General features: G+C 68.9%; 19 protein-coding genes. 8 read left to right on the top strand and 11 right to left on the bottom strand.

The features are described 5' to 3' along the window. Positions 1 to 44 precede the first annotated feature (44 nt). Genes H9L17_RS07810 through H9L17_RS07800 form a run of 3 tightly spaced genes read left to right on the top strand, consistent with a single transcriptional unit; the run spans position 45 to position 3,222 of the window. Entirely contained in the window at positions 45 to 725 is a 681-nt protein-coding gene (locus H9L17_RS07810) for a DUF4124 domain-containing protein (RefSeq protein WP_187571757.1), read from the top strand. A 1-nt stretch (position 726) separates the two neighbouring features. Further along, the gene (locus H9L17_RS07805) at positions 727 to 1,377 is read left to right on the top strand and encodes a hypothetical protein (RefSeq protein WP_187571756.1); all 651 of its coding nucleotides are present in this window, start codon (positions 727 to 729) and stop codon (positions 1,375 to 1,377) included. Positions 1,378 to 1,407: 30 nt separating this feature from the next. Then, on the top strand, positions 1,408 to 3,222 hold the full coding sequence (locus H9L17_RS07800) for a monovalent cation:proton antiporter-2 (CPA2) family protein (protein ID WP_187571755.1): 1,815 nt from the start codon (positions 1,408 to 1,410) through the stop codon (positions 3,220 to 3,222). Between the two features lie 88 nt (positions 3,223 to 3,310). Here H9L17_RS07800 and H9L17_RS07795 read toward each other — a convergent pair whose 3' ends face one another. The 5 genes from H9L17_RS07795 to H9L17_RS07775 all read right to left on the bottom strand — a co-directional run bounded on the left by H9L17_RS07795 (position 3,311) and on the right by H9L17_RS07775 (position 9,849). Continuing rightward, entirely contained in the window at positions 3,311 to 6,655 is a 3,345-nt protein-coding gene (locus H9L17_RS07795) for an ankyrin repeat domain-containing protein (protein WP_187571754.1), read from the bottom strand. Beyond that, a complete protein-coding gene (locus tag H9L17_RS07790) occupies positions 6,648 to 6,917 on the bottom strand; it encodes a YcgL domain-containing protein (protein ID WP_187571753.1) in 270 nt (89 codons plus the stop codon). The genes H9L17_RS07795 and H9L17_RS07790 overlap by 8 nt, the downstream gene beginning before the upstream one ends. A gap of 99 nt (positions 6,918 to 7,016) precedes the next feature. Beyond that, the gene (gene cydB, locus H9L17_RS07785; RefSeq protein ID WP_187571752.1) at positions 7,017 to 8,033 is read right to left on the bottom strand and encodes a cytochrome d ubiquinol oxidase subunit II; all 1,017 of its coding nucleotides are present in this window, start codon (positions 8,031 to 8,033) and stop codon (positions 7,017 to 7,019) included. Between the two features lie 18 nt (positions 8,034 to 8,051). Continuing rightward, entirely contained in the window at positions 8,052 to 8,453 is a 402-nt protein-coding gene (locus H9L17_RS07780; RefSeq protein WP_343044063.1) for a GIY-YIG nuclease family protein, read from the bottom strand. Next, complete coding sequence (locus H9L17_RS07775; RefSeq protein WP_187571751.1) at positions 8,446 to 9,849, bottom strand: cytochrome ubiquinol oxidase subunit I; 1,404 nt, start codon at positions 9,847 to 9,849, stop codon at positions 8,446 to 8,448. Before H9L17_RS07775 ends, H9L17_RS07780 begins: the two co-directional genes overlap by 8 nt. Before the next feature lie 156 nt (positions 9,850 to 10,005). Between H9L17_RS07775 and H9L17_RS07770 the strand changes: the two genes are divergently transcribed. Both H9L17_RS07770 and H9L17_RS07765 read left to right on the top strand, forming a co-directional pair. Beyond that, positions 10,006 to 12,366: a S9 family peptidase gene (locus H9L17_RS07770; RefSeq protein ID WP_187571750.1), complete on the top strand. Its 2,361-nt coding sequence runs from the start codon at positions 10,006 to 10,008 to the stop codon at positions 12,364 to 12,366. Continuing rightward, entirely contained in the window at positions 12,366 to 12,749 is a 384-nt protein-coding gene (locus H9L17_RS07765; protein ID WP_187571749.1) for a hypothetical protein, read from the top strand. Before H9L17_RS07770 ends, H9L17_RS07765 begins: the two co-directional genes overlap by 1 nt. 93 nt (positions 12,750 to 12,842) lie before the next feature. Here the strand turns inward: H9L17_RS07765 and H9L17_RS07760 are convergent, their stop codons facing one another. Beyond that, positions 12,843 to 13,658 carry a hypothetical protein gene (locus H9L17_RS07760; protein WP_187571748.1) on the bottom strand — a complete coding sequence of 272 codons (816 nt, stop codon included), beginning with the start codon at positions 13,656 to 13,658 and terminating at the stop codon, positions 12,843 to 12,845. 73 nt (positions 13,659 to 13,731) lie between these two features. Further along, positions 13,732 to 14,361 carry a hypothetical protein gene (locus tag H9L17_RS07755; protein WP_187571747.1) on the bottom strand — a complete coding sequence of 210 codons (630 nt, stop codon included), beginning with the start codon at positions 14,359 to 14,361 and terminating at the stop codon, positions 13,732 to 13,734. A 612-nt stretch (positions 14,362 to 14,973) separates the two neighbouring features. On the opposite strand from H9L17_RS07755, the gene H9L17_RS07750 reads away from it, so the two are divergent. Together H9L17_RS07750 and H9L17_RS07745 are read left to right on the top strand one after the other, a co-directional pair. Beyond that, positions 14,974 to 15,360: a transcriptional regulator gene (locus H9L17_RS07750; protein ID WP_187571746.1), complete on the top strand. Its 387-nt coding sequence runs from the start codon at positions 14,974 to 14,976 to the stop codon at positions 15,358 to 15,360. A gap of 57 nt (positions 15,361 to 15,417) precedes the next feature. After that, positions 15,418 to 15,609, top strand: coding sequence for a hypothetical protein (locus H9L17_RS07745; RefSeq protein ID WP_187571745.1), 192 nt, complete (start codon positions 15,418 to 15,420; stop codon positions 15,607 to 15,609). Between the two features lie 73 nt (positions 15,610 to 15,682). On the opposite strand, the gene H9L17_RS07740 is transcribed toward H9L17_RS07745, so the two are convergent. Then, positions 15,683 to 16,960, bottom strand: a complete 1,278-nt coding sequence (locus tag H9L17_RS07740) for an acetyl-CoA C-acetyltransferase (protein ID WP_187571744.1) — start codon at positions 16,958 to 16,960, stop codon at positions 15,683 to 15,685. Between the two features lie 69 nt (positions 16,961 to 17,029). Here H9L17_RS07740 and H9L17_RS07735 point away from each other — a divergent pair, with 69 nt between their 5' ends. Further along, entirely contained in the window at positions 17,030 to 17,908 is an 879-nt protein-coding gene (locus tag H9L17_RS07735) for a hypothetical protein (RefSeq protein ID WP_187571743.1), read from the top strand. Between the two features lie 43 nt (positions 17,909 to 17,951). On the opposite strand, the gene H9L17_RS07730 is transcribed toward H9L17_RS07735, so the two are convergent. The 3 genes from H9L17_RS07730 to H9L17_RS16020 all read right to left on the bottom strand — a co-directional run bounded on the left by H9L17_RS07730 (position 17,952) and on the right by H9L17_RS16020 (position 21,659). Then, the gene (locus H9L17_RS07730; protein ID WP_187571742.1) at positions 17,952 to 18,542 is read right to left on the bottom strand and encodes a hypothetical protein; all 591 of its coding nucleotides are present in this window, start codon (positions 18,540 to 18,542) and stop codon (positions 17,952 to 17,954) included. A 61-nt stretch (positions 18,543 to 18,603) separates the two neighbouring features. Continuing rightward, entirely contained in the window at positions 18,604 to 21,165 is a 2,562-nt protein-coding gene (locus tag H9L17_RS07725; RefSeq protein WP_343044067.1) for a YadA-like family protein, read from the bottom strand. Continuing rightward, on the bottom strand, positions 21,114 to 21,659 hold the full coding sequence (locus H9L17_RS16020; RefSeq protein ID WP_246455194.1) for a hypothetical protein: 546 nt from the start codon (positions 21,657 to 21,659) through the stop codon (positions 21,114 to 21,116). The genes H9L17_RS07725 and H9L17_RS16020 overlap by 52 nt, the downstream gene beginning before the upstream one ends. Between the last annotated feature and the right edge of the window lie 24 nt (positions 21,660 to 21,683).

The raw sequence follows: 21,683 nt of genomic DNA, 5'->3' as shown, positions 1-21,683 counted from the left end.
GGCGCGGGGTTCCGTCGCGCGCTCCGGCGCGCCAAGATACGGGCATGCGCCTCGCCGCCGCACTTGCCGTCTGCCTGTTGCCGTTATTGGCCGGCGGTGCGCGCGCGCAATCGGCGTCGAAACCGCCGGTCACCGTCACCGTCTATCGCTGCACCGACGCCGCCGGCAAGGTCAGCCTGCAGGATGCGCCCTGCGCAAAGGGGCAGGCGCAGCAGGCGCGCGAGATGCTGCGGCCGGTCGATGCGCCCGCGCTGCCCGCCATGCCCTCGAAACCGTCATCCGCGGCTCCCGTGCCGGCATCGCCGTCGGAGTCCCGCACCGTGTACCTGGCGCCGCCGCGGCCGATGTACGAATGCGTCACGCCGGAAGGCAAGCGCTACACCAGCGACGACGGCCGCGGCAATCCGCGCTGGGTGCCGCTGTGGACGCTGGGCTATCCGGCGGTGCGGCCCCGGTCGATGCTCGGCGACAACATCGGCCAGCCCGACAAGGTGATGCACCCGCCGCGTCGCGACATCAATTGGCCGGTCGCCACCGGCGGCGGCACCTGGATTCGCGACGACTGCACGATGCTGCCGCCGCGCGAAGCCTGCGCGCGCCTGCGCGATCGCCGCAGCGAACTGCGCACCCGCTTCTTCAACGCGCAGGAAAAGGAGCGCGACGCGCTGCGCGCCGAGGAACGCGACATCAACGAACGTCTCGACAACGACTGCGGGGGCCGCTGAGATGCGCCGCCTCGCCATCGCGCTGCTGCTCCTGTGCCTGCCATGGATGGCGCGTGCGCAGGAGACGGTGTTCTACAAATGCACCGACGCCAAGGGCAACGTGTCGATGCAGAACGGCACGCCCTGCGCGGCCGGCATGAAGCAGGAGATCCGCCGCATCGGCTCGGTCAGGACGGTGCCGGTGCCGGCGAAGAAAGCGAAGCCCGAGGAGCCGCCGCCGGAGCCGAAGCAGTACGGCGAGTTCGTGCTGGTCGGCGGCCCCAACAGCCAGCGCACGCCCGCGCCGGAAGCCGCCGGCCTGCCCGCGCCGCCGCCGCTGTACCAGTGCGCGAGCTGGAAGGGCGACACCTACTACGGCGAAACCGCCACGCCCGAGCCGAGCTGCGTGCCGCTGCAGGTGACCGGCATCGACGGCAGCGCCGCGCTCGGCATGGGCAGTGCCTGCGAGATGAAGCAGGACAGTTGCACCGAAGTGCCCGCCGAGCAGCTGTGCGCCGCGTGGTACCGGCGGCTGGATGAGGCCGACTTCAAGCTGCGCTACGCCGACGACGACACCCGCCGCGCGCGCCAGGCCGCATACGACGCCGTGGACGCGAAGATCAAGGCCAGCCGCTGCTCGACCACCGCGCCCGCGCCGCCTGCCGTGCCGTAAGCTGGTTGCCGGTTGGCATGGAAGGATCGGATGGATAGCGGCGGCCTGGAACTCGCGTTGGTCTTCCTGCTGGCGGCGGTGCTGGCGGTGCCGCTGTTCAAGCGCTTCGGGCTGGGCGCGATCCTCGCCTACCTCGCCACCGGCGTGCTGCTGGGGCCGCACGAACTGGCGCTGGTGCGCGATCCCGGCAAGGTGCTGGCGGCCAGCGAGATCGGCGTGGTGATGCTGCTGTTCGTGATCGGGCTGGAGCTGTCGCTGCCGCGGTTGAAGGTGATGCGCAAGCCGATCTTCATGGTCGGCGGGTTGCAGGTGCTGCTGTGCGGCGCCGCGCTGGGCGGGCTGGCGTTCCTCGCCGGGCTGGGCTGGAAGGCGGCGCTGGTGGTCGGCCTGGGATTGGCGTTGTCGTCCACGGCGGTGGGCCTGCAGCTGCTGGCCGAACGCAAGGAGCTGGCCGCCGACCACGGCCGGCTGGCGTTCGCGATCCTGCTGTTCCAGGACCTCGCCGCCATCCCGCTGTTGGCCGCCATCCCGCTGCTGGGCAAGGCCAAGAGCGTCGGCCTGGAATGGAGCGAAGTGGTGCGCGCGGTGGCGCTGATCGCGGCGCTGGTGTTCGGCGGCCGCTACCTGCTGCGCCACCTGTTCCGCGCGATCGCTCGCACCGACCTGCCCGAAGTGTTCACCGGCGCGGCGCTGCTGGTGGTGCTGGGCAGCGCCTGGCTGATGGAGCTGGCCGGGTTGAGCGCCGGCCTGGGCGCGTTCCTGGCCGGCGTGCTGCTGGCCGAATCCGAATACCGGCATGAACTCGAAGCGCAGATCAAGCCGTTCGAGGGCCTGCTGCTGGGCCTGTTCTTCATGGCCGTGGGCATGGGCATCGACGTGCAGCGGATCGTCGCCGAGCCGCTGCTGATCGCCGGCGGCGTGGCGACGCTGCTGGCGGTGAAGACCTGCCTCTTGTTCGCGTTGGGCCGGCGGCCGGGCGGGCTGGACACGCGCGGCGCGTTCCTGCTGGCCGGCGTGCTGGCGCTGGGCGGCGAATTCGCGTTCGTGGTGTTCGGCGAGGCGAGGAAGGCCGGGCTGCTGGACGCCGCCACCCGCGACCGCCTGACCGCCATCGTCGGCCTGTCGATGGCGGCCACGCCGCTGCTGCTGATGCTGGCCTCGAAGTTGCTGCCCGACAGGCTGGCGTCGCAGGCGCGCGAGTACGACACCATTCCCGACGACCGCCACCCGCAGGTGCTGCTGGCCGGCTTCGGCCGCTTCGGCCAGATCGTCGCGCGTCTGCTGCGCGCGCAGGGCATCGCGTTCATCGCCATCGACCCGGACATCGAACAGGTCAACCTGTCGCGCAAGATCGGCACCGACCAGATCTACTACGGCGACCCCACCCGGCTGGCGCTGCTGCGCTCGGCCGGAGCGGCGCGGATCAAGGTGTTCGTGGTCGCGATCAACGGCGTCGAGGCGAGCCTGCGGATGGTGCGGCTGGTGCGCAAGCACTACCCGCAAGCGAAGGTATTCGCGCGCGCCCGCGACCGTCGCCATGCCTGGCAGCTGGTGGACCTGGGCGCGCAGGCGCTGCGCGAAACCTATGGCAGCAGCCTGGAGATGGGCCGCGACGTGCTGGTGGCGCTTGGCATGGAGCGCGCGCAGGCCGACGATCGCGCGCGCCGCTTCCGCGAGTGGGACGAGTCGCTGCTGGAAACGCAGCGCCTGCTGCAGGACGACGAGGACGCGCTGCTGCAGGCCGCCCGCGACGCGCGGCGGGAGCTGGACGGCTTGTTCGAGGCCGACGCGGGGGAGGGCGCGATGGCGCAGGCGGCGCGCGGGGAGCAGCCGCAGTCATCTTGAATCAAGCGAGGAAACCGCCTGTCTTGCATCGTTGCGGCGGAAGGACGATGCAATGGTGCCGGTTGCTTAACGGCGCGCGCTTTCTTCGCTACTCGCGCAGGAAGCGCGCCATCGACACGCCGCCCGGCGGCGGTGCGGCGGGCGGCACCAGTTCGGCGGCGATGTCCACGTAGCCGCGCGTCAGCGCGATGTCGCGCGGGGTGCGGTCGGCGTTGTCGCGCAGGTCAGGGTCGGCGCCGGCGCGCAGCAGCGCCTGCACGGTGCGCTGCAGGCCGTGCAGGGCGGCCAGATGCAGCGGGCCGAAGCCGCGCGGGTCGCGCGCGTCCAGCCGCACGCCTTCCTCCAGCAGCAGGTCCAGCGCGGCCAGCAGCACGTCTTCGCTGCTCGGCGTGCCGGGCTCGGCGCGCGCGCCCAGCAGCAGCAGCAGCGGGGTGGTGCCGTTGCCCGCCGTGCGGTGCGGGTCGGCGCCGGCCAGCAGCAGGCCGTCCAGCAGGGCCAGCAGACGGGCGCGGTCGCGAGCGGTGAAGCCGTACAACGCGGCGCAGTGCAGCGGCGTCAGGCCCTGCGCGTCGACCGCGTTGAGGTCGGCGCCGGCCTGCAGCAGGCGCGAAACCAGTTCCGGCAGGCCCAGCGCGGCGGCCAGCATCAGCACAGTGACGTCGCCGGGCAGCCGCTGTTCCAGCCCGCAGCCGGCCTGCAGCAGACGGTCGACGATTTCGAGGTGGCGCATGCTCACCGCCGCCGACAGCGCGGTGGCGCCGGTGTTGGCGGTCAGGCCGGGATCGGCGCCGCGCGCCAGCAGGTCGTCCACCAGCTCGCGGTGGCCGCCTCCGGCCGCACGCAGCAGGGCGGTGCAGCCCTGGCCGTCGGTGGTGTCGATGGGGAAGCCCAGGTCCAGCAGCCGGCGCACCGCGTCGCGGTCGCCGGCGACCGCTGCGGCAGGCAGGTCGGTGGCGGCCAGCGGGCGCCGCGGCAGCCGCCAGCCGCGCCAGTCCAGCCAGTCGGCGAGGTCGCGCTGGCCGCTGGCCAGCGCGATGCCGAGCGGCGTCTGGCCGTCGGCCGCGCGCCGGTCGGGCGAGGCGCCGGCGGCCAGCAGCGCGGTCAGCGCGTCCTTGCGGCCCAGCGTGGCGGCGAAGTGCAGCGCGCTCATGCCGCGGCCGTCGCAGGCATCGGGATCCGCGCCCAGCGCGATCAGCCGTTGCAGCAGCGCCGGCCAGTGCAGCCGCACGGCCAGCAGCAGCGGCGGTTCGCCACCGGGGCCGGAACCGAACGGGTCGGCGCCACGCGCCAGCAGGTCGAGCGCGAAGGCTTCGCCCTGTCCGTCGTCCGCGGCGTCGAGGCAGGCGGCCAGATAGCGGGCCAGCCTGCCGCCGCCGGCCGGCGAGGCGCCGTGCGCGAACAGCAGGCGGGCGGTTTCCATCCCCGCCGCGCCGCGCGCCAGCGCGGCATCCAGCGGCGTCGACGTGCCGGGCGCGCGCAGTTCCGGGTTGGCGCCGTGCCGCAGCAGCCAGTCCATGCGTTCGGGCTGGGCAGCGACGTCGGCATCGCCCAGCAGGTGGTCGAAGTCGCTGCGCTCCAGCGGCGCGGCCAGCGCGGCCAGCCGGCGCGGATCGGCGCCGTCCAGCAGCGCTTCGCGCAGTTGCAGCAGCGGCGGGCGTTCCGGCGGCGCCGCATCGTCTCCGGCCAGCGAGGCCGGCAGCGCGCGGGACGGGTCCAGCACCGCGACCAGCGGCCAGCGGCCGGCGTCGCTGGCCACGTCCAGCGCGCTGCGGCCGTAGGCGTCGCGCGCCTGCGGGTCGATGCCCAGCGCCAGCAGATGCTGCACCAGCTCCGGCGCCGGGCTTTCCGCGGCGCAGGCCAGGTGCAGGGCGTTGGCGCCGTTGGCGTCGCTGGCCAGCGGATCGGCCTTGGCGGCCAGCAGCACGTCGAGCGCCTCCGATGCGCCGGTGCGGGCGGCATCGAGCAGCGGCGTGCGGCCTTCGCCGTCGCGCGCGTCGATCTCCGCGCCGGCGTCCAGCAGCGCCTGGCAGATAGCGGCGTGGCCGGCGGCGGCGGCTTCGTGCAGGGCGCTGCGGCCGCGCGCGTCGCGGGTATTGGCCTTGGCCTTGTGGCGCAGCAACAGCTGCACGCCGGCGGCATCGTCCTCCTCGCTGCCGGCCGCGGCCAGCAGCGCCGGCTGGCCGCTGGCGGGTTCGGGCTTGGCGCCGCGTTCCAGCAGGAAGCGCGCCAGCCGCCAGTTGCCGCAGGCGCAGGCGCTGCCCAGCGGCGACTGGCCGCCGGCGTTGAGCGCGTCGATGTCGGCGCCGGCGTCGCGCAGCAGCGCGGCCACGCCAGGGTCGGAGCTGCGCGCGGCGTGGTGCAGCGGCGTGTTGCCGTCGGCGTCGGCGCTGCGCGGGTCGGCGCCGTTGGCGAGCAGGGTCATCACCGCTTCCGGGCGACCGTGCCAGCTGTCGCGGGTGGCGGCCAGCAGGGGGGTCATGCCGTCCTGCATGCGGTTGACGTCGACGCCGCGTTCGATCAGCGCGCGCAGCAGGCGCAGGTCGGGCAGCACCGCGGCCAGCACCGGCAGGCTGCGGCGGTCGCGGGTGTCCGCATCGGGCGCGGCCATCGGGTCGGCGCCGGCGCCCAGCAGGGCCAGCGCGCGCTCCACCCGGCCGTTGCGCGCGGCCGCGTACAGCTGGCGGTTGAGGCCGGCGAGGTCGGCGGCGGAGCTGGCTTCCGTGGCGGCCGGCAGCGGCGCGGTGGCGAGCTCGGCCTGGAGAATGTCGTCATCGGCATCGGCCGGATCCGACGCGTCCATTTCGACCACCGGCAGGCCGTGCAGCGCGGGCTGGCCCGACGCCGATTGCAGGACCAGGTGCGCCAGCGGCAGGACCAGCGCATAGACGGCGCAGGCGACGATGCGCGCGCCGCCGGCCAGCAGGCCGGACCACGCCAGCAGCACGCCGCCGGCCAGCAGCAGGAACGCCGGCAGCGCAGCCATCAGCAGTCCGCGCCAGCTTTGCTGATCCAGCGATTGCCGCGCGGCGAAGCGCGCCTGCGCGCTGCCGCCACTGCGTTCCAGCAGATGCCAGTCCGGCCAGCGCCACCACAGCGCGATCAGCAGGACGCCGGCCAGCCCGGCCAGCAGCAGTGCGTGGCCCAGCGACGGCGCGGCCAGCAGGCGCGACAGCGGCCACGCCAGCAGGACGCCGGCGCCGACGAACCCGCCGCCCCACAGCAGCGCCAGCCGGCCGGCATCGGCGCCGAGTCCGCGCCGGCTCCGGCCGCGCAGCAGCGCCATGCCCAGCGCGGCGGGAATCTGCGCCAGCCAGGCGATGCCGGCCACCGCCGCGCCGCCATCCAGCCAGCAGGCGCCGGCCAGCAACACGCCCAGGGCGAGCAGCGCCGTGCCGGCGACGGGCGCGCCCGTGGAGAGCGTGCGCTCAGGCATCGGTGCCCCAGTCGTCGCTCATCGGGTCCTGCACGGTCGGCGGGAACTGGATGTGGAAGCCGCGCGCGGCGAGGTTCGCGCGCACCACCGCCGGGTCTTCCTGCGCGAGCCTGCGCTCCGGCGTCAGCGCCACTTCCAGCACGAAGCGCAGTTCGCCCAGCTGCGCGCGCAGCGGCTCGGGCAGGCGGGCGAGTTCGTCGCGGCCGGCGAGATAGACGTAGGTGTCGGCCTTTTTCAGGCTCTTGTAGACGTAGGCGAGCATCGCGATCCGGGGGAATCGGTGTGCGGAACAGCCATGGATTGTGCGGGAAAGCGCGCGCCTGCGGAACCGGCGCGCGTCCGCACGTCCATGGCGGCCGCGTCAGTGATAGCCGGAATCCGCCGCCACCTTGCCCGCGAACACCCGGTACGACCACCACGTGTAGCCCAGGATCACCGGCAGCAGCACCGCCAGACCGACCAGCACGAACAGCTGCGACGACGGCGGCGACGCGGCCTGCCACAGCGTCAGCGTCGGCGGCACCAGGTAGGGCCAGAGGCCGAACACCAGCCCGGCGAAGCCGAGCCCGAAGAAGCACAGGGTCAGCACGAACGGACGCGCGTCGCGGCCCTGCGCGGCATACACATTCCGCCACAGCGCGACCGCGTTCGCCAGCACCAGCAGCGGCACCGGCGACAGCCACCAGAAGTTCCCGTCCTCGAACCAGCGCGCCATGACCCGGCTGGCGAGGAACGGCAGCCAGGCGCTGACCAGGCCCATGAACGCCACCACCAGCAGGGTCAACGGCCGCGCGAAGGTGCGCGCCACCTGCTGCAGGCGCCCCTCGGTCTTGAGGATCAGCCAGCCGGCGCCGAGCAGCGCGTAACCGGCCACCACCGCCATCCCGGTCAGCATCGAGAACGGGCTGAAGAAGCCGAACACGCCGCCGGCGTAGTGGCCGTCCTGCACAGGCAGGCCCTGGACGATCGCGCCGAGGATCACGCCCTGCCAGAACGCCGTGCACAGCGAGCCCAGCGCGAACGCCCAGCCCCACAGCGCCTTGCTGCGCTCGGCCTTGAAGCGGAACTCGAAGGCCACGCCGCGGAAGATCAGCGCCACCAGCATCAGCAGCACCGGCAGGTACAGCGCCGACAGGATCAGCGCGTACGCCTTCGGGAACGCCGCCAGCAGGCCGGCGCCGCCGAGCACCAGCCAGGTCTCGTTGCCGTCCCAGATCGGCGCGGCGGTGTTCATCATGTGGTCGAGCTGGTCCTCGTCCTCCGCGAACGGGGCGAGGATGCCGAGGCCGAGCACGAAGCCGTCCAGCAGCACGTACATCAGCACGCCGAAGCCGATCACGCCGAACCAGATGATGGGAAGCCAGTATTCCATCGCCAACCGCCTTTGCTCTTGCCGTCATTCCTGCGCAGGCAGGAATCCAGTGTCGTTCGCCTCTGACCCGATGATTCGCGGCCACAGGTCGTTCCAGTACGGATTGAACTCCTCGATCAAGCGGATTTTCCATTCCCGCTTCCAGGCCTTGATCTGCTTCTCACGCCGGATCGCCGATTCCATATCGCCGTGCATTTCATGCCAGACCAGCATCGTCACGCCGTATTTGCTGGTGAATCTTTCGGTCGCATGTTCCCGGTGTTGCCAGGTTCTGGCGATGAGATCGCTGGTGACCCCCGTGTACAGGGTGCCGTTCCGGCCGCTCGCAAGTATGTAGACGGCGGGCTGCTTCATCGAAGCGGACTCGAAGACGCAAAGACACTGGATGCCTGCCTGCGCAGGCATGACGATGAGGACTTCATGCATCGCCCTCCACCGGCTCGTCGGGCAGCGACAGCGGCCGCGCCGGGGTCTTCTCGCCGCCTTCGGTGTCCTTCGGCGGCTGCTTCACCGGGCCCTTGCGCAGCAGCTTGCGCAGGTACCAGATGCCGAAGCCGAACACGAAGCAATACACGGCGGCGTACACGATCAGCGACGACAGCACCGCCGCCGCCTGGATGTTCGGGCTGACCGACTCGGCGGTGCGCAGCACGCCGTAGACCGTGTACGGCTGGCGGCCGATCTCGACCACGTACCAGCCGGCGAGCAGCGCGACGAAACCGGCCGGGCTCAGCCAGCGCCAGCCGTCGAGCAGCCATCTGGATGCGAACAGGGTCCTGCGCTTCCACGCCCACAGCGAGGCGAAGGCGAGCAGCAGCATCGCCACGCCGAGGCCGACCATCACCCGGAACGCGTAGAACACCGGCTTCACCGGCGGGCGCTCGCTGCGCGGCACCGCGGTCAGCGGCTGGATCTCGCCATCGAGCGAATGGGTGAGCACCAGGCTGCCGAGCCGGGGGATCGCGAGTTCGTAGTCGTTGCGCTCGGCCGTTTCATTCGGCACCGCGAACACCACCAGCGGTACGCCGCGACCCTCGCCCTCACTGCGCCAATGCGCCTCCATCGCCGCCAGCTTGACCGGCTGGTGTTCGCGCACGTTGAGCCCGTGCAGGTCGCCGACGAACACCTGCGCCGGCACCGCGATCGCGGCGAACGCCACCGCGTGCACCAGCATCCGCTTGCCGGCCTCGACGTGCACGCCGCGCCGCAGGTACCACGCGGCGACGCCGCCGATCACGAAGCAGGTGGTGATGAACGCCGCCAGCACCATGTGCGCCAGCCGGTACGGGAACGACGGGTTGAACACGATCGCCCACCAGTCGGCGGGCTGCAGCACGCCCTGCGCGTCGATCGCGTAGCCCTGCGGCGTCTGCATCCAGCTGTTCGCGGAGATGATCCAGAACGTCGAGATCAGCGTGCCCAGCGCGACCAGGCAGGTGGCGAGGAAGTGCAGCCGGTCGGACACCCGTTTCCAGCCGAACAGCATCACGCCGAGGAAGCCGGCTTCGAGGAAGAACGCGGTCAGCACCTCGTAGCTGAGCAGCGGGCCGAGGATGTTGCCGGCCTTCTCGCTCAGCACGGCCCAGTTGGTGCCGAACTGGAAGCTCATCACGATGCCGCTGACCACGCCCATGCCGAACGACACCGCGAAGATCTTCAGCCAGAAGAAATACAGGTCGCGCCAGAGGTCGTCCTTCGTTCGCAGCCAGCGCCATTCGACGAAGGCCAGCCAGTTCGCCAGCCCGATGGTGAAGGCCGGGAACAGGATGTGGAACGAGATGACGAATCCGAACTGGATCCGCGACAGCAGCAATGCATCCACGCAGCGCGCTCCGCGCCGCGCGAGGGCGACGCCCGCTGCATAGTGTGCGCCGCCGCATCGTTCGCGGCCAGTGACGACGCGCGTGCCGGACGTTTGGCACAGCCTTCCGCGCGGCGCGGCTGCTACCCTGCGCCGACTTCGATTCCGGACCGCACCATGCGCCTCGCTCCGCTCGCCCTCGCCCTCCTGCTCGCCTCGCTGTCCGCGCAGGCCGCCGACCCGATCACGCTCTCGCAGGCGATGGCCGACCCGGACTGGATCGGCCCGCCGGTGGAGAACGCGTGGTGGCGCTGGGACGGCAAGGCCGCGCTGTACACGCTGAAGCGGCCGGGCGCGCTGGTGCGCGATACCTGGCAGGCCGGCCTCGACGGCGCCGCGCCGGCGAAGGTGGACGATGCCGCGCGCGCCGGCCTCGACGCGGACGGCGCCGTCATCGACGCCCGCGGCGAGCGCAGCGCCTTCGCCCGCAACGGCGACGTGTTCGTGCGCGACCTGCGCAGCGGCGCGCTGACCCAACTCACGCGTGGCAGCGACGCCGCCTCGCGCCTGCAATGGGGCAGCGACGGCGCGCTGGTCTGGCGCACCGGCGACAGCTGGTGGCACTGGGACGGACACGCCATCGCGCAGGCGGCGACGGTGCTGGCGGCGGACGCACCGGGCAAGCCGCCCGCGGCCGACGATCTGCGCGACCGCCAGCTGCGCCTGATCGAAACGTTGAAGAACGACCGCGCCCAGCGCGAGGCCGCGCGCGCGCAGGGCGACGCGTGGCGCAAGGCCGACCCGACCCGCGCGCCGGCACCGGTCTATCTCGGCAAGGGCGTGGACATCGTCGATTCCTCGCTGTCGCCGGACGGCCGCTGGCTGCTGGTCGCCACCAGCGAGAAGGGCGCGGACGCGGGCCAGGGCGGCAAGATGCCGAAGTACGTCACCGAATCCGGCTACGAGGAGTTCGAGGACGCGCGCACCCGCGTCGGCCGCAACGATCCGGTGCCGCAGACGCTCTGGCTGGCCGAGGTCGCCACCGGCAAGGTCAGCGAGCTGAAGTTCGACCCGCTGCCCGGCATCAAGGACGACCCGCTGGCCGCGCTGCGCAAGGCCGCCGGCAAGGACGCATTGACCGACAATCGCGCGGTGCAGGTCGCCACCAGCGGCGACAACGGCGACGCGCCCACGCTGCGCTGGAGCGCGGACGGCCGCAACGCGGCGGTGATGGTCCGCGCCATCGACAACAAGGACCGCTGGATCGCCACCGTCGATCTCGCCGGCGCCGCGCTGCAGCCGCGCCACCGCCTGCACGACGACGCCTGGATCAACTGGAGCTTCAACGAGTTCGGCTGGCTGCCGGACGGCACGCTCTGGTACCTGTCCGAGGAAAGCGGCTGGTCGCACCTGTACGCGCTGAATGGCGCGCGCCGCCGGCAGCTGACCGACGGCAAGTGGGAAACCTCGCAGGTCGTCGCATCGAACGACGGCGCGACGTTCTGGTTCCTGTGCAACCGCGTTTCGCCGGTGGACTACGAAGTCTGCAAGGTGCCCGCGCGCGGCGGCGAGGTGCATGAAGTGACCGCGCTGGACGGCGTGGAGAACTTCGCGCCGTCGCCGGACGGATCGAAGCTGCTGGTGCGGCATTCCGCCGCCTGGCTGCCGCCGCAGCTGTCGGTGGTCGATGCCGGCGGCGGCGAGGCGCAGCGCCTCACCGACACCCGCAGCGCCGACTTCAAGTCGCGCGAGTGGATCGTCCCGCAGAGCGTGCAGGTGCCCAGCAAGCACGGCGCCGGCAGCATCTGGGGCAAGTTCTATGGCCCGGCGACGATGGAGCCGGGGAAGACGTACCCGGTGGTGATGTTCGTGCACGGCGCCGGCTACCTGCAGAACGCCGAGCTGCGCTGGCCCGACTATTTCCGCGAGCAGATGTTCCACAACCTGCTGGTCAACGAGGGCTACGTCGTCCTCGACCTCGACTACCGCGCCTCCGAAGGCTACGGCCGCGACTGGCGCACCGCGATCTACCGCTGGATGGGCAAGCCCGAGCTGGAGGACTATCTCGACGGCCTCGACTGGGTGGTGGCGAACAAGCAGGGCGACCGCGACCGCGCCGGCATCTACGGCGGCAGCTACGGCGGCTTCATGACCTTCGTCGCGCTGTTCAAGGCGCCGGGCACGTTCAAGGCGGGGGCCGCGCTGCGCCCGGTCAGCGACTGGTCGCAGTACAACCACGAATACACGTCCAACATCCTCAACACCCCGGAACTCGACCCCGAGGCCTACCAGCGCTCCTCGCCGATCGAATACGCCGACGGCCTGCGCGACAACCTGCTGATCGCCCACGGCATGATCGACGACAACGTGTTCTTCAAGGACTCGGTGATGATGACGCAGAAGCTCATCGAGCTGCGCAAGGACAAGTGGGAGCTGGCGCCGTATCCGCTGGAGCGGCACGGCTTCACCCACCCCGACAGCTGGTACGACGAATATCGACGCATCCACGAGCTGTTCGAGAGGACGCTGAAGCCGTAGTGGCGAAAACCGCACTGCCGCCGTCGCTGGACCCCGCGGATCTGCCGCGGGTCTTGCCCGGCTTCCGCCACTGGTTCCGCTACCCGCTGCACCGCCACGACTTCCACGTCCTGCGCGACGCGCGGGCGCGGCGGCTGCTCGGCTACTACAGCGCCAAGCCGCTGTACGGAACGCTGGACGCCAACGGGCGGGTGGACCGCAGCGCCGGATTCGACGGCCGCATCGCCGGCGTGTTCGTGCCGTCGCCCGCGCGCTCGTGGGCGCAGGCGGAGCTGTTCTTCGCGCAGATGCCGAAGCGGGATGTCGCCCGCGCGGACGGGCGGCGGAATTGGCCGGCGATCAATGCGGCGGTGGAACGCGAATTGCGCAACTGCCTCGGTTAACGCTCATCGTCATGCCCGCGAAGGCGGGCATCCAGCGTCTTATTCGCGCTAGAGCAAGTTCAGGTTCTCTGAAATGGTCGGTATCCAGCCGCTTTACGACATGTCGCTATGGTTTTGTTCGCTCAATGTCGAGTTGGTAGGCGGTCGATTGAGTCCAAATCTATTTTTTGGTCGATTGTTCTTGATTGAAATCATGTCAAGCTGCAAGACGATTGAATCACTATCCCAGCATGAGCGGCGCAACTGTTGAGCTATATCTGCTCGCAGGGATGAGTAATCAATCTGATCCAGGAGCGAGAGCGCCGAACTGAATTTTCCGAGCTCACGGAGTATTTCTGCTTTCATGATCAGGTAGTGATCGCGGATGTCGTTATTTTCATCGTGTAGCCCACTGCCTGCCAATTCGGCAAGAGCCTCCAAATTTTCCTGCCTCTCCAAGGACGTCATGGAGATTGTCGCGGCGTCGGAATCCGTATGCCTGCGAAATGCGTCATTGCTTCTACGCCATGCTGCGGTCCGCAGTGATAGTTGTTGGCTGCGAGTTTTTGCGAATCCGTCGGAAATCAATTGATAATATTCTTTTTCAGTTGGCTTGTCGGGATGTCTGGCAAATGCGGTGAGTATTTCAGGAATGCTTGTGTGTTCTGATTCGAGTTCTCGATCCTGGTGGACGTAGTGGCAAACGTCTTCGGCCTCATTCCACCAAAAATAATTTTTGCATTTTATGCATTTCGCGGGATTGTCCGAACATCCCCTGCCCAGTCCGAATGATGTTCTTCCGTCCGACCATAATTCCCTAACTAATTTGATTATGGTTGGAAGAAGGATGTATGGGGAATCGCCTTGGGATTTGACGATAGGCGCCGCGCAGTGCGGACAAGCGACAATCCAATCAGCTCCTAGTTGCATAATTCACCCGTTGTTATGAGGTCGGCGGCTTGCAGAGTGATGCTTGGCACGTCAAGAAGCCTCGCTTAAGCTGTTAACTTCGGGAAGTTGCTAATAAGTCATATACGTCCAAAAGCTGAAGCATGCCTGAGGTAACGTACTGTGCGGCGTATCCATTGATCAGATTATTTCTGGGGACGCCAGAAATCTCAAAGGCTCGGCACCAAATCGGTGAGAGTAGGTGGATTGCGGGTTCTATGGCGGCGCTTGATGAAAGAACGTTGGTAGAGTTGATGAGGTTGATAAATTGATTAATTGAATAGTGGGTATCTTCCTTGATTTCAGAAAAATGCGGAGTCCCACGGATATTTCCAAGTGGTTGAAGTGCTATGCCGCTAGCGAGGTTCCATACATCTTTCCCGGAGACGGGGGAAAATTCTGTGACGGATGAGGGGATGGCATCGGATGATTCTGCAATTGCATAGGAAGCTACGGGAAACAGGGATGTGGCTAATCGGGCAAGTGCGATTCCGCGAACATTAGGATGCGCTCCTAGTGTTTCCATTTGCGCACGATATGCGCGCTCACCTACTTCTGCTGCATTTTTAATTGATTCAAGGTATCCATCAAAGATTGCCTTTGATGAAGCCTTATTTTTGCCTGCGCGGGCGATGAAAAAAACAGCTAAAAGAAAGGCGATGATGATTCCTATAATAATAGTCACGGCGCATCCTTGATGCTTAATATAATATTCATGAAAAATATGGTAATCGCATGGGTCATTTCCTAAGCCAGTCGCGGCATGCTTTATTCAGTTCTTATATTTGTCAGAATGAGCATCGTCAGTGCCGCTGCCGAAAAGCCGAAAAGCACCGGCTGCACGGGAAACAGCAGCCACATTGTCGTTCTCAGCTTCCAAACGAACGCTCTGTCTGATGCCAAGCTATCGTCCGTCGCACCGTCCTCCTTGCCCGACACAATCCGTGTCGTTGCCCTGAAATCTTTCAGCCGGTTCACGGCACCCCATAGGGCAACCAGCACTGAAAGCCCTGCAGCCCGAACGCCGCTAGAGCGAAGGCAACGGTGCACGGTACAAGCGGATTTCCGTCCCATAGCAGATTGCCCAGAAATGCGACCGCACCTGATGCCAAGCCCAGAACTAAAGTCTGATCCCCGACTCATGTGCTCGCGTGTGACGGCTTGCCAACGGATGAAGCTCTCTTTAGCTTCGGTCACGGCACCTCCGTTTCTTCAATAGCTAATTGAAGCAGCTGTTCAATTTCTGAATGAAATCAAACTTCAACAAAGAGTGCAAGCGGCGCTTCAACGTAGCCGCATGGATGATAAGCAGCAGTTTTCCAAGCGGCTGAAGGCCGCGATGGCGGCCGCCGGCCTGGAGATCAGGCCAACGGCTTTGGAAAAGCTGTTCAACTTGCACTACCGAGGTACACCGGTCACGTACCAAGGCGTCAGGCGCTGGCTGATTGGTCTGTCAATACCGGAGCAAGACAAGCTGGAGTTGCTGGCTAGCTTGCTGGATACCGACGCGGACACGCTGCGCTACGGCACGAAACCGCGCGCTCGTGCCCATATGCCTAAGACGGCATGGGCGGAAGCGACAACGGTTGACGACAGGATTGCCATCGAAATCTATCTGCGCCTGCCGTCGAAGAAGCGGCAGGCAATCCGGCAGGTCATCAAGGCGATGGCGGACAAGACCTGAAACGCTACCGTTCCCGATTCAGTGCGGGGCAGAATGAGCGGATAAATCCATGCCGTCGTGCAGCAGGCGGAGCACGTCAATGCAGTGCTCGTCGCTGACGCGGAATACGATGAAGCAGCGGCCTTTGCAGTCCTGTTGCGCGACGTGCAAGGTGCGAATGCCCGTACCGAGATCTACGCGGGGTTGGCTGCCGATGATGTGCGGGCCGGATGCCGGTACGGCAAATTCCAGGAAGGTTTCAGCCTCTGAGCCGCCAACTACTAATTCGAGACAAATTAGTAGAAAACTGACAGTTCCCTTCAAGTGATTGTCTGGAAAGGAATTACCTTTCCAGAATCGCCACCACGCCCATCCCGCCCGCGGTGCAGATGCTGACCAGGCAGCGCCCGCCGCCGCGCTGCTTCAGCTCCTTCGCGGCGGTGGCGACGATGCGTGCGCCTGTCGCCGCGAACGGGTGGCCGGCGGCCAGCGAGGAGCCGTTCGGATTGATCTTGGCCGGATCGATGCGCCCCAACGGCGCGTCCAGCCCGAGGCGGTTCCTGCAGTAGTCCTCGCTCTCCCACGCGCGCAGCGTGCACAGCACCTGCGCGGCGAAGGCTTCGTGGATCTCGTAGAAGTCGAAATCCTGCAAGGTCAGGTTGTTGCGCTTGAGCATCTCCGCCACCGCCACGGTCGGCGCCATCAGCAGGCCTTCGCCGTGGACGAAATCGACGGCGGCCACCTGCGCGTCGCGCAAATGGCACAGTACCTCGTGGCCGTGCTGCGCGGCCCATTCGTCGGTGGACAGCAGGCAGGCGGAGGCGCCGTCGGTCAGCGGGGTGGAATTGCCGGCGGTCAGGGTGCCCTTGCCGGAGGTCTTGTCGAACGCCGGCTTCAACGTCGCCAGCTTCTCGATGCTGGTGTCCGGGCGCAGGTTGTTGTCGCGCGAGACGCCGCGGAAGCTCACCACCAGGTCGTCGAAGAACCCGCGCGCGTAGGCGGCGGCCAGCTTGTGGTGCGAGGCCACGGCCAGCTCGTCCTGCGAATCGCGGGCGATGTTCCACTCCTTCGCCATGTCCTCGCAGTGCTGGCCCATCGACTTGCCGGTGCGCGGCTCGGCCACGCCGGGGAAGTCCGGCTTCAGTTCGGAGAAGCGGAAGCCCTTGAACGCCGCCAGCTTGTCCTTGAAGGTCTTGCCCGCGGCGGCCTTGAGCAGGCGCTGGCGCAGCGCCTTGCCGTAGACGATCGGTACGTCCGAGGTGGTGTCGGAGCCGCCGCCGATGCCGGCTTCGATCTGCCCGGTCGCGATCTTGCCGGCGATGTGGACGATGGTGTCCAGCGAGGTGCCGCAGGCGCGCTGCAAGGTGATGCCGGGCGTCAGCGGCGACAGGCCGGAGGACAGCGCGGCCTCGCGGCCGAGGTTCCAGTCCGACGAGTGCTTGATCACCGCGCCCATCGCCACTTCGCCCAGCTGCTGCCCGTGCAGGCCGAACTTCTCCACCAGCGCGCCCAGCGTGCGCACCGACATGCCGAGGTTGCCGACGTCCGCATAGGCCGTGTTCTGCCGGCAGAACGGGATGCGGACGCCGCCCAGGATGGCGACAGGACGACCGTGTTGCATGGGTTCACCTCGGGCACGCGCATAATGACGGGACGAGTGTAGCGTCGCCCTTCCGAGTCGGGACTCCACATGCCGTTCACCCCCACCGATTCCGATCCCGTCGCGTTCCGCGGCGTCATCGCCATCGAGCTGCGCGACGGCGGCCTGCCGGAGCGCGCGGCGCTTCCCGCCGATGCCGCCGGCGAGGTCGCCGCCTTGCTGGGCCGCGACCTGGCGCAGCTGGCGCCGGACGTGGCCGGCTGCGACCTGGCCCTGATGGCCGCGCATTTCGACCCGGCCGAGGCGCTGCGCCCCGGCTGGCCGCTGCACCGGCGCGTGCTGGAACTGCTGCAGCGCGCACCGGGGCAGGCGCAGGGCGCGCGCATCATTGGATTCGGCGCGGACGCGCAGGGCGAAGTGCCGGCGCCGCTGCGCTGCGATCCGACGCTGGCCGGCGGCGGGCTGCGGCTGCTGCCGTTCGTGCTGCGCGGGGCCACTCTCGACGCCGCCGCCGCGCAGCTGGAGCTGATGCTGTTCGACACCGGCATGGCCAAGCCCGACACCGCGCTGGCGTTGCAGGACGGGCTGGGCGCGCGCATCGAGCACGTCCGCTACCTGAGCCTGCACGACCTGCTGGCGATGATGGCGATGCAGTACCGCAACGTCGGCCTGGACGGCCTGTGGGCGCTGCTGGAAACCGCGTTGCTGGAACCGGCCGGCGAATGCCTGCTGGACGCGCCGCCGGAACCGCTGGTGCGCTACGGCGACGGCGAAGTGCGCATCGCGATGCTCGACCCGGCCGCATGGCGCCGCCGCAACGCGCCGGAGGACAGCGACGGCGACGCGCTGGAGCGCGGCTTCGGCCGCTTCCAGAAGCGCCAGCGCCAGTACGCGGCGGTGTTCGAGGTGCACGGCGTGCCGGTGCAGTTCGTGCACTGCGCGGACGGCGACGCGGCCTGCCTGCGCTGATCGAGGGCGGAAACGGCGCGGCCATGCGCGCCGCGCCGTCGCCTCACAGCCCCTGCCAGTACACCTGGAAGGTCAGGTCGCGCGGCAGCAGCGTGCCCCACGGCCGCAGAAACGGCCGCGAACGCGCATCGAGCCGCGCCTCGCCCGCCGCGTAGGTATCGCCCTGCGGGCCGTACCAGAGCTGGCAGGTGCCGCCGACGGCGTCGAGGACGAACGCGTACAGGCCCGGCTGCACCCGCGCCGGGCGGTCGAACGGGATCATCCGCAGGCCGACCTCGCCGACCGTGCCCGGCACGGCGTCGACCCGCCAGCCGCGCGCGCGCTGCACGGCGAGGGTGGTGCCGCTGGGCCGGCCGAGGCTGTCTAGGGTCTGGATGCTGACGGTCAGGGTCGGCTCCGGCGAGGTCACGCAGTTCACCGGCACCATCAGGTGGGTGATGTACCCGTCGCCGCGCACCTGGAACACCTGCGCGAACCGCTGGTTCACCGCATCGCCGAACACGGCGCCGGCGCCGTAGTCGATCGCGGCCTGCTCGGCGATGGCGATGGGCGGATCGCCGGCAACGGCGATCCCGGTGGAAAGGCACAGCGCGGCGGCGAGGCCGAGCTGCTTGCTGCATCGATGGCGTTGCATGGTCGATTCCCCGATGGAGGGCGTGGCGCGACGGCGCGCGCCACGCCGTGGTGGCGATGGATTACAGGTCGAAGCCGAAGCCCGCGCCGGCCGACGATTCGCCGCTGCCGAACGCCGCGCCGAGGCTGAACGAGCCGCGGTCGCCGATGCGCTTGCCGTAGCCGATCGACACCGCGCCCTGGCCGCCCTGCGCGCCAATACCTATTGCGATGCGCCCGCGCGGGCTGGCGCCGATCGCCGCGTTCACCGCCATGTGGGTCATCGCGCTGCCCATCGCGCCGATCCGGTCGATGCGGCGGTCGGTCTGCACGAAGCGGCGGTCCACCTGCTGCTGGTACTGGGCGAACGTGTCGTTCCAGGCGGCGAACCTGCTGTCGGTATAGGTCTTCGCGGACGACAGCGTGGCGGCGTCGCCCGCCTGCATCTGCCGCACGTTCACCGCGTCCATCGGCGCGACGCCATCGGCCAGGTTCTTCACCTGCGTGCCTTCGTTGCCGCCTTCGCCGCTCGCGCCCGCGAGGGTGATGCTGGCGCGGTCGGCGTCGTCGTATTCCACCGCCAGCGCGGAGCCGCCGCCGGTGCCGTCCGCGCCCGCCGGCCCCTGCGGGCCTTGCGGACCGGCCGGTCCCTGCGGGCCAGCGGGACCCTGCGGCCCGGCAGGGCCCTGCGTGCCGCCGGTGTTGCCGCTCATCCACGTGTCGATGGCGGCGAGGGCGTCGCCGACGTTGCCGTAGCTGGTGCCCTGGATGGTGTAGCTGGGCGGCGTGAAGATGCCGCCCGTCCATGCCGCGCCGCCGCCGAAGGCCGCCACCATGCCGGAGAAGTCGGCGAAGCCGCCGGCCGTGGCGATGGCCGTGTTCAACTGGCCCACGTTCACCGCGTCGGTATCGTCGATGCCGCCGGCGATATGGATCAGGCGCGCGTCGAGATCGCTGCCGTAGCCGTTGCCGTTGCCGTCGAGGTCGCTGGCCGCATGCCCGAACGACACCACGAACGATTCGTTGGCGACCGCCTGGAACCCGATCGCGGTGCCGTAGTCCGCCTTGGCCAGCGCGCCGGCGCCAAGGGCGGTGCTCCAGTTTCCGCCCGCCTGGCTAGAGAAGCCGAACGCGCTGCTGCCCGTCCCGCCGGCCGCGTTGCCGTAGCCGAAGGCGCTGCTCTGGAGGCCGCTGGCGGTGTTGCCGGTGCCGAAGGCGCTGCTGCCCGAAGCGGTGGCGTTGTTCACCAGGCCGAACGCGTTGGCGTTGTCGCCGGTGGCGTTGTTGAAGCGGCCGAAGGCGCTGCTGTAGTCGCTGGCGGTGTTCATGTCGCCGAACGCCATGCCCGACGTGCCGCCGACCACGTTGTTGATGCCGACGGCCTGGGCATAGCTGCCGCTGGCCGTGTTGTTGTTGCCCACGGCCGTGCTCATCTCCCCCGAGGCCGTGTTGCGGGTGCCGACGGCGCTGCTCTGGTTGGCGCTGGCGAGGTTGTTCACGCCCGCCGCGATCGCATCCGTGCCGGACGCGCCGTCGTTGTTGTAGTTGCCGGCGCCGCTGTCGGTGGAATTGACGCTGAAGAAGTGTGCGTCGGCGCCGCCGCCGCTGACGCCGGCGATGGCCGCGTTCAGCTGGCCCAGGTTGACCGCGTCGGTATCTTCGGTGCCGGCGGCGAGGTGGATGATCTGGTGTTCGGCGCCCGCCTGGCCGATGGACACCGCGTAGTTGCGGTCGGCGATGGCCTGATAGCCGATGGCGGTGCCGCCGACGTTGAGCACCTGCGACTGGTAGCCGAACGCGCCGGCATAGTCCGCCGAGACCGTGTTGTACATGCCGAACGCGGAGGAGCCGGTTCCCGCCACGGTGCTGTAGCCGCCGACCACCACGCTGTCGCCGCCATCGGTGCGCACGCCGCCGCCGATCGCCACGGAATTGCGCCCGGTGGCGATGGCGCCGCGGCTGCTGGCATCCATCATCCCGTCGCCGTCCAGATCGATGTCCAGCCCCGAACCCTCGCCCGCGAAGAACGTGGACAGCGCCAGACTGCCGTCGCCCGTGGCCGCGCCATGCGAGCCGAACACGCTGCTGTCGGCGCCGCGCGCGGTGTTGGCCACGCCCACCGCCACGCTGCGGTTGCCCTGCGCCAGTACCGCGCCGCCCACCGCGACCGAATAGTTGCCGACCGAGCGCGCCGCCTCCGTGCTGCCCCAGCATTCGCCCACCATCGGATCGCAATTGGGATCCAGGCCGCCGATGGCGATGTTCCAGTCCATGTAGCCGTTGCCGTCGAGGTCGTAGAAGCTGGACAGCGCCAGGCTGCCGCGCCCGGAGGACAGGCCGCCGTAGCCGATCGAGCTGCTGTACATCGACTCGGCGTTGCTCCAGATGCCGATGGCGTTGCTCCAAGGCGCCATGGCGTTGCTTGCCACGCCCATGGCATTGGAGTTTTCGCCGCTGGCGTAAGCGCCATTGCCGATCGCGATGGCGGAGTCGCCGAACGCGGTGGTGCCGCGCCCCATGGCCACGCTGTACGGGCCGCTTGCTTCGGCACCGACGCCGAAGGCCACGCTCTCCTCGCCACCGGCGGCTGCATTCACGCCGACCGCGACGGCATAGCTCGCGGTCGCGTTCGCCCCGGCGCCCAACGCGACGGCCGAGGTGCCGGTGGCGCGCGAGGTTTCATCCAGATCGAAATTGCCGTCGCGGTCGCGGTCGTACCACCCGGAAAACACCACGCTGCCCACCCCGACGCGATGCCCAGGAGGCCGAACGCGCTGCTCCGCAGCCCGGTGGCCTGGTTGAACGCGCCGAATGCGCTGGCCCATTGGCCCGAGGCGAAGTTGCCGTTGCCGAAGGCGGAACTTTCCATGCCGGTGGCCACGTTGTAGTTGCCGAAGGCCATGGACGCCACGCCGCTGGCGTTGTTCCGCACGCCATACGCGCTGGCGCCGGTCGAACAGGTGCTGTTTTCCTGCCCGTGTTCGCTGCCCTGGTCGGTCGATGCGCCGGTCGGGTTGCCGGCGGTGTCGATGCAGGCCGGATCGGCGGCGAATGCGGGCATCGACAATGCGGCCAGCAGGGCCAGGCTGAGGACGGACAGGACCGGCGACGGCCGGCGATTCCTGGAGTTCGTGTTCATGGTATTCCTCGCAGATGTGGTGCC

This window comes from Thermomonas brevis, from assembly GCF_014395425.1.
Lineage (GTDB): Bacteria > Pseudomonadota > Gammaproteobacteria > Xanthomonadales > Xanthomonadaceae > Thermomonas > Thermomonas brevis.
This window is presented reverse-complemented; position numbering and strand designations above follow the sequence as displayed.

What these genes read in the sequence shown, in the direction of transcription:
- H9L17_RS07795 (WP_187571754.1), bottom strand. Translation starts at nt 6,655, where the DNA reads ATGCCTGAGCGCACGCTCTCCACGGGCGCGCCCGTCGCCGGCACGGCG.
- H9L17_RS07760 (WP_187571748.1), bottom strand. Translation starts at nt 13,658, where the DNA reads ATGCAACTAGGAGCTGATTGGATTGTCGCTTGTCCGCACTGCGCGGCG.
- H9L17_RS07780 (WP_343044063.1), bottom strand. Translation starts at nt 8,453, where the DNA reads ATGCATGAAGTCCTCATCGTCATGCCTGCGCAGGCAGGCATCCAGTGT.
- H9L17_RS16020 (WP_246455194.1), bottom strand. Translation starts at nt 21,659, where the DNA reads ATGAACACGAACTCCAGGAATCGCCGGCCGTCGCCGGTCCTGTCCGTC.
- H9L17_RS07740 (WP_187571744.1), bottom strand. Translation starts at nt 16,960, where the DNA reads ATGCAACACGGTCGTCCTGTCGCCATCCTGGGCGGCGTCCGCATCCCG.
- H9L17_RS07805 (WP_187571756.1), top strand. Translation starts at nt 727, where the DNA reads ATGCGCCGCCTCGCCATCGCGCTGCTGCTCCTGTGCCTGCCATGGATG.
- H9L17_RS07735 (WP_187571743.1), top strand. Translation starts at nt 17,030, where the DNA reads ATGCCGTTCACCCCCACCGATTCCGATCCCGTCGCGTTCCGCGGCGTC.
- H9L17_RS07750 (WP_187571746.1), top strand. Translation starts at nt 14,974, where the DNA reads ATGGATGATAAGCAGCAGTTTTCCAAGCGGCTGAAGGCCGCGATGGCG.
- H9L17_RS07790 (WP_187571753.1), bottom strand. Translation starts at nt 6,917, where the DNA reads ATGCTCGCCTACGTCTACAAGAGCCTGAAAAAGGCCGACACCTACGTC.
- H9L17_RS07730 (WP_187571742.1), bottom strand. Translation starts at nt 18,542, where the DNA reads ATGCAACGCCATCGATGCAGCAAGCAGCTCGGCCTCGCCGCCGCGCTG.
- H9L17_RS07810 (WP_187571757.1), top strand. Translation starts at nt 45, where the DNA reads ATGCGCCTCGCCGCCGCACTTGCCGTCTGCCTGTTGCCGTTATTGGCC.
- H9L17_RS07770 (WP_187571750.1), top strand. Translation starts at nt 10,006, where the DNA reads ATGCGCCTCGCTCCGCTCGCCCTCGCCCTCCTGCTCGCCTCGCTGTCC.
- H9L17_RS07800 (WP_187571755.1), top strand. Translation starts at nt 1,408, where the DNA reads ATGGATAGCGGCGGCCTGGAACTCGCGTTGGTCTTCCTGCTGGCGGCG.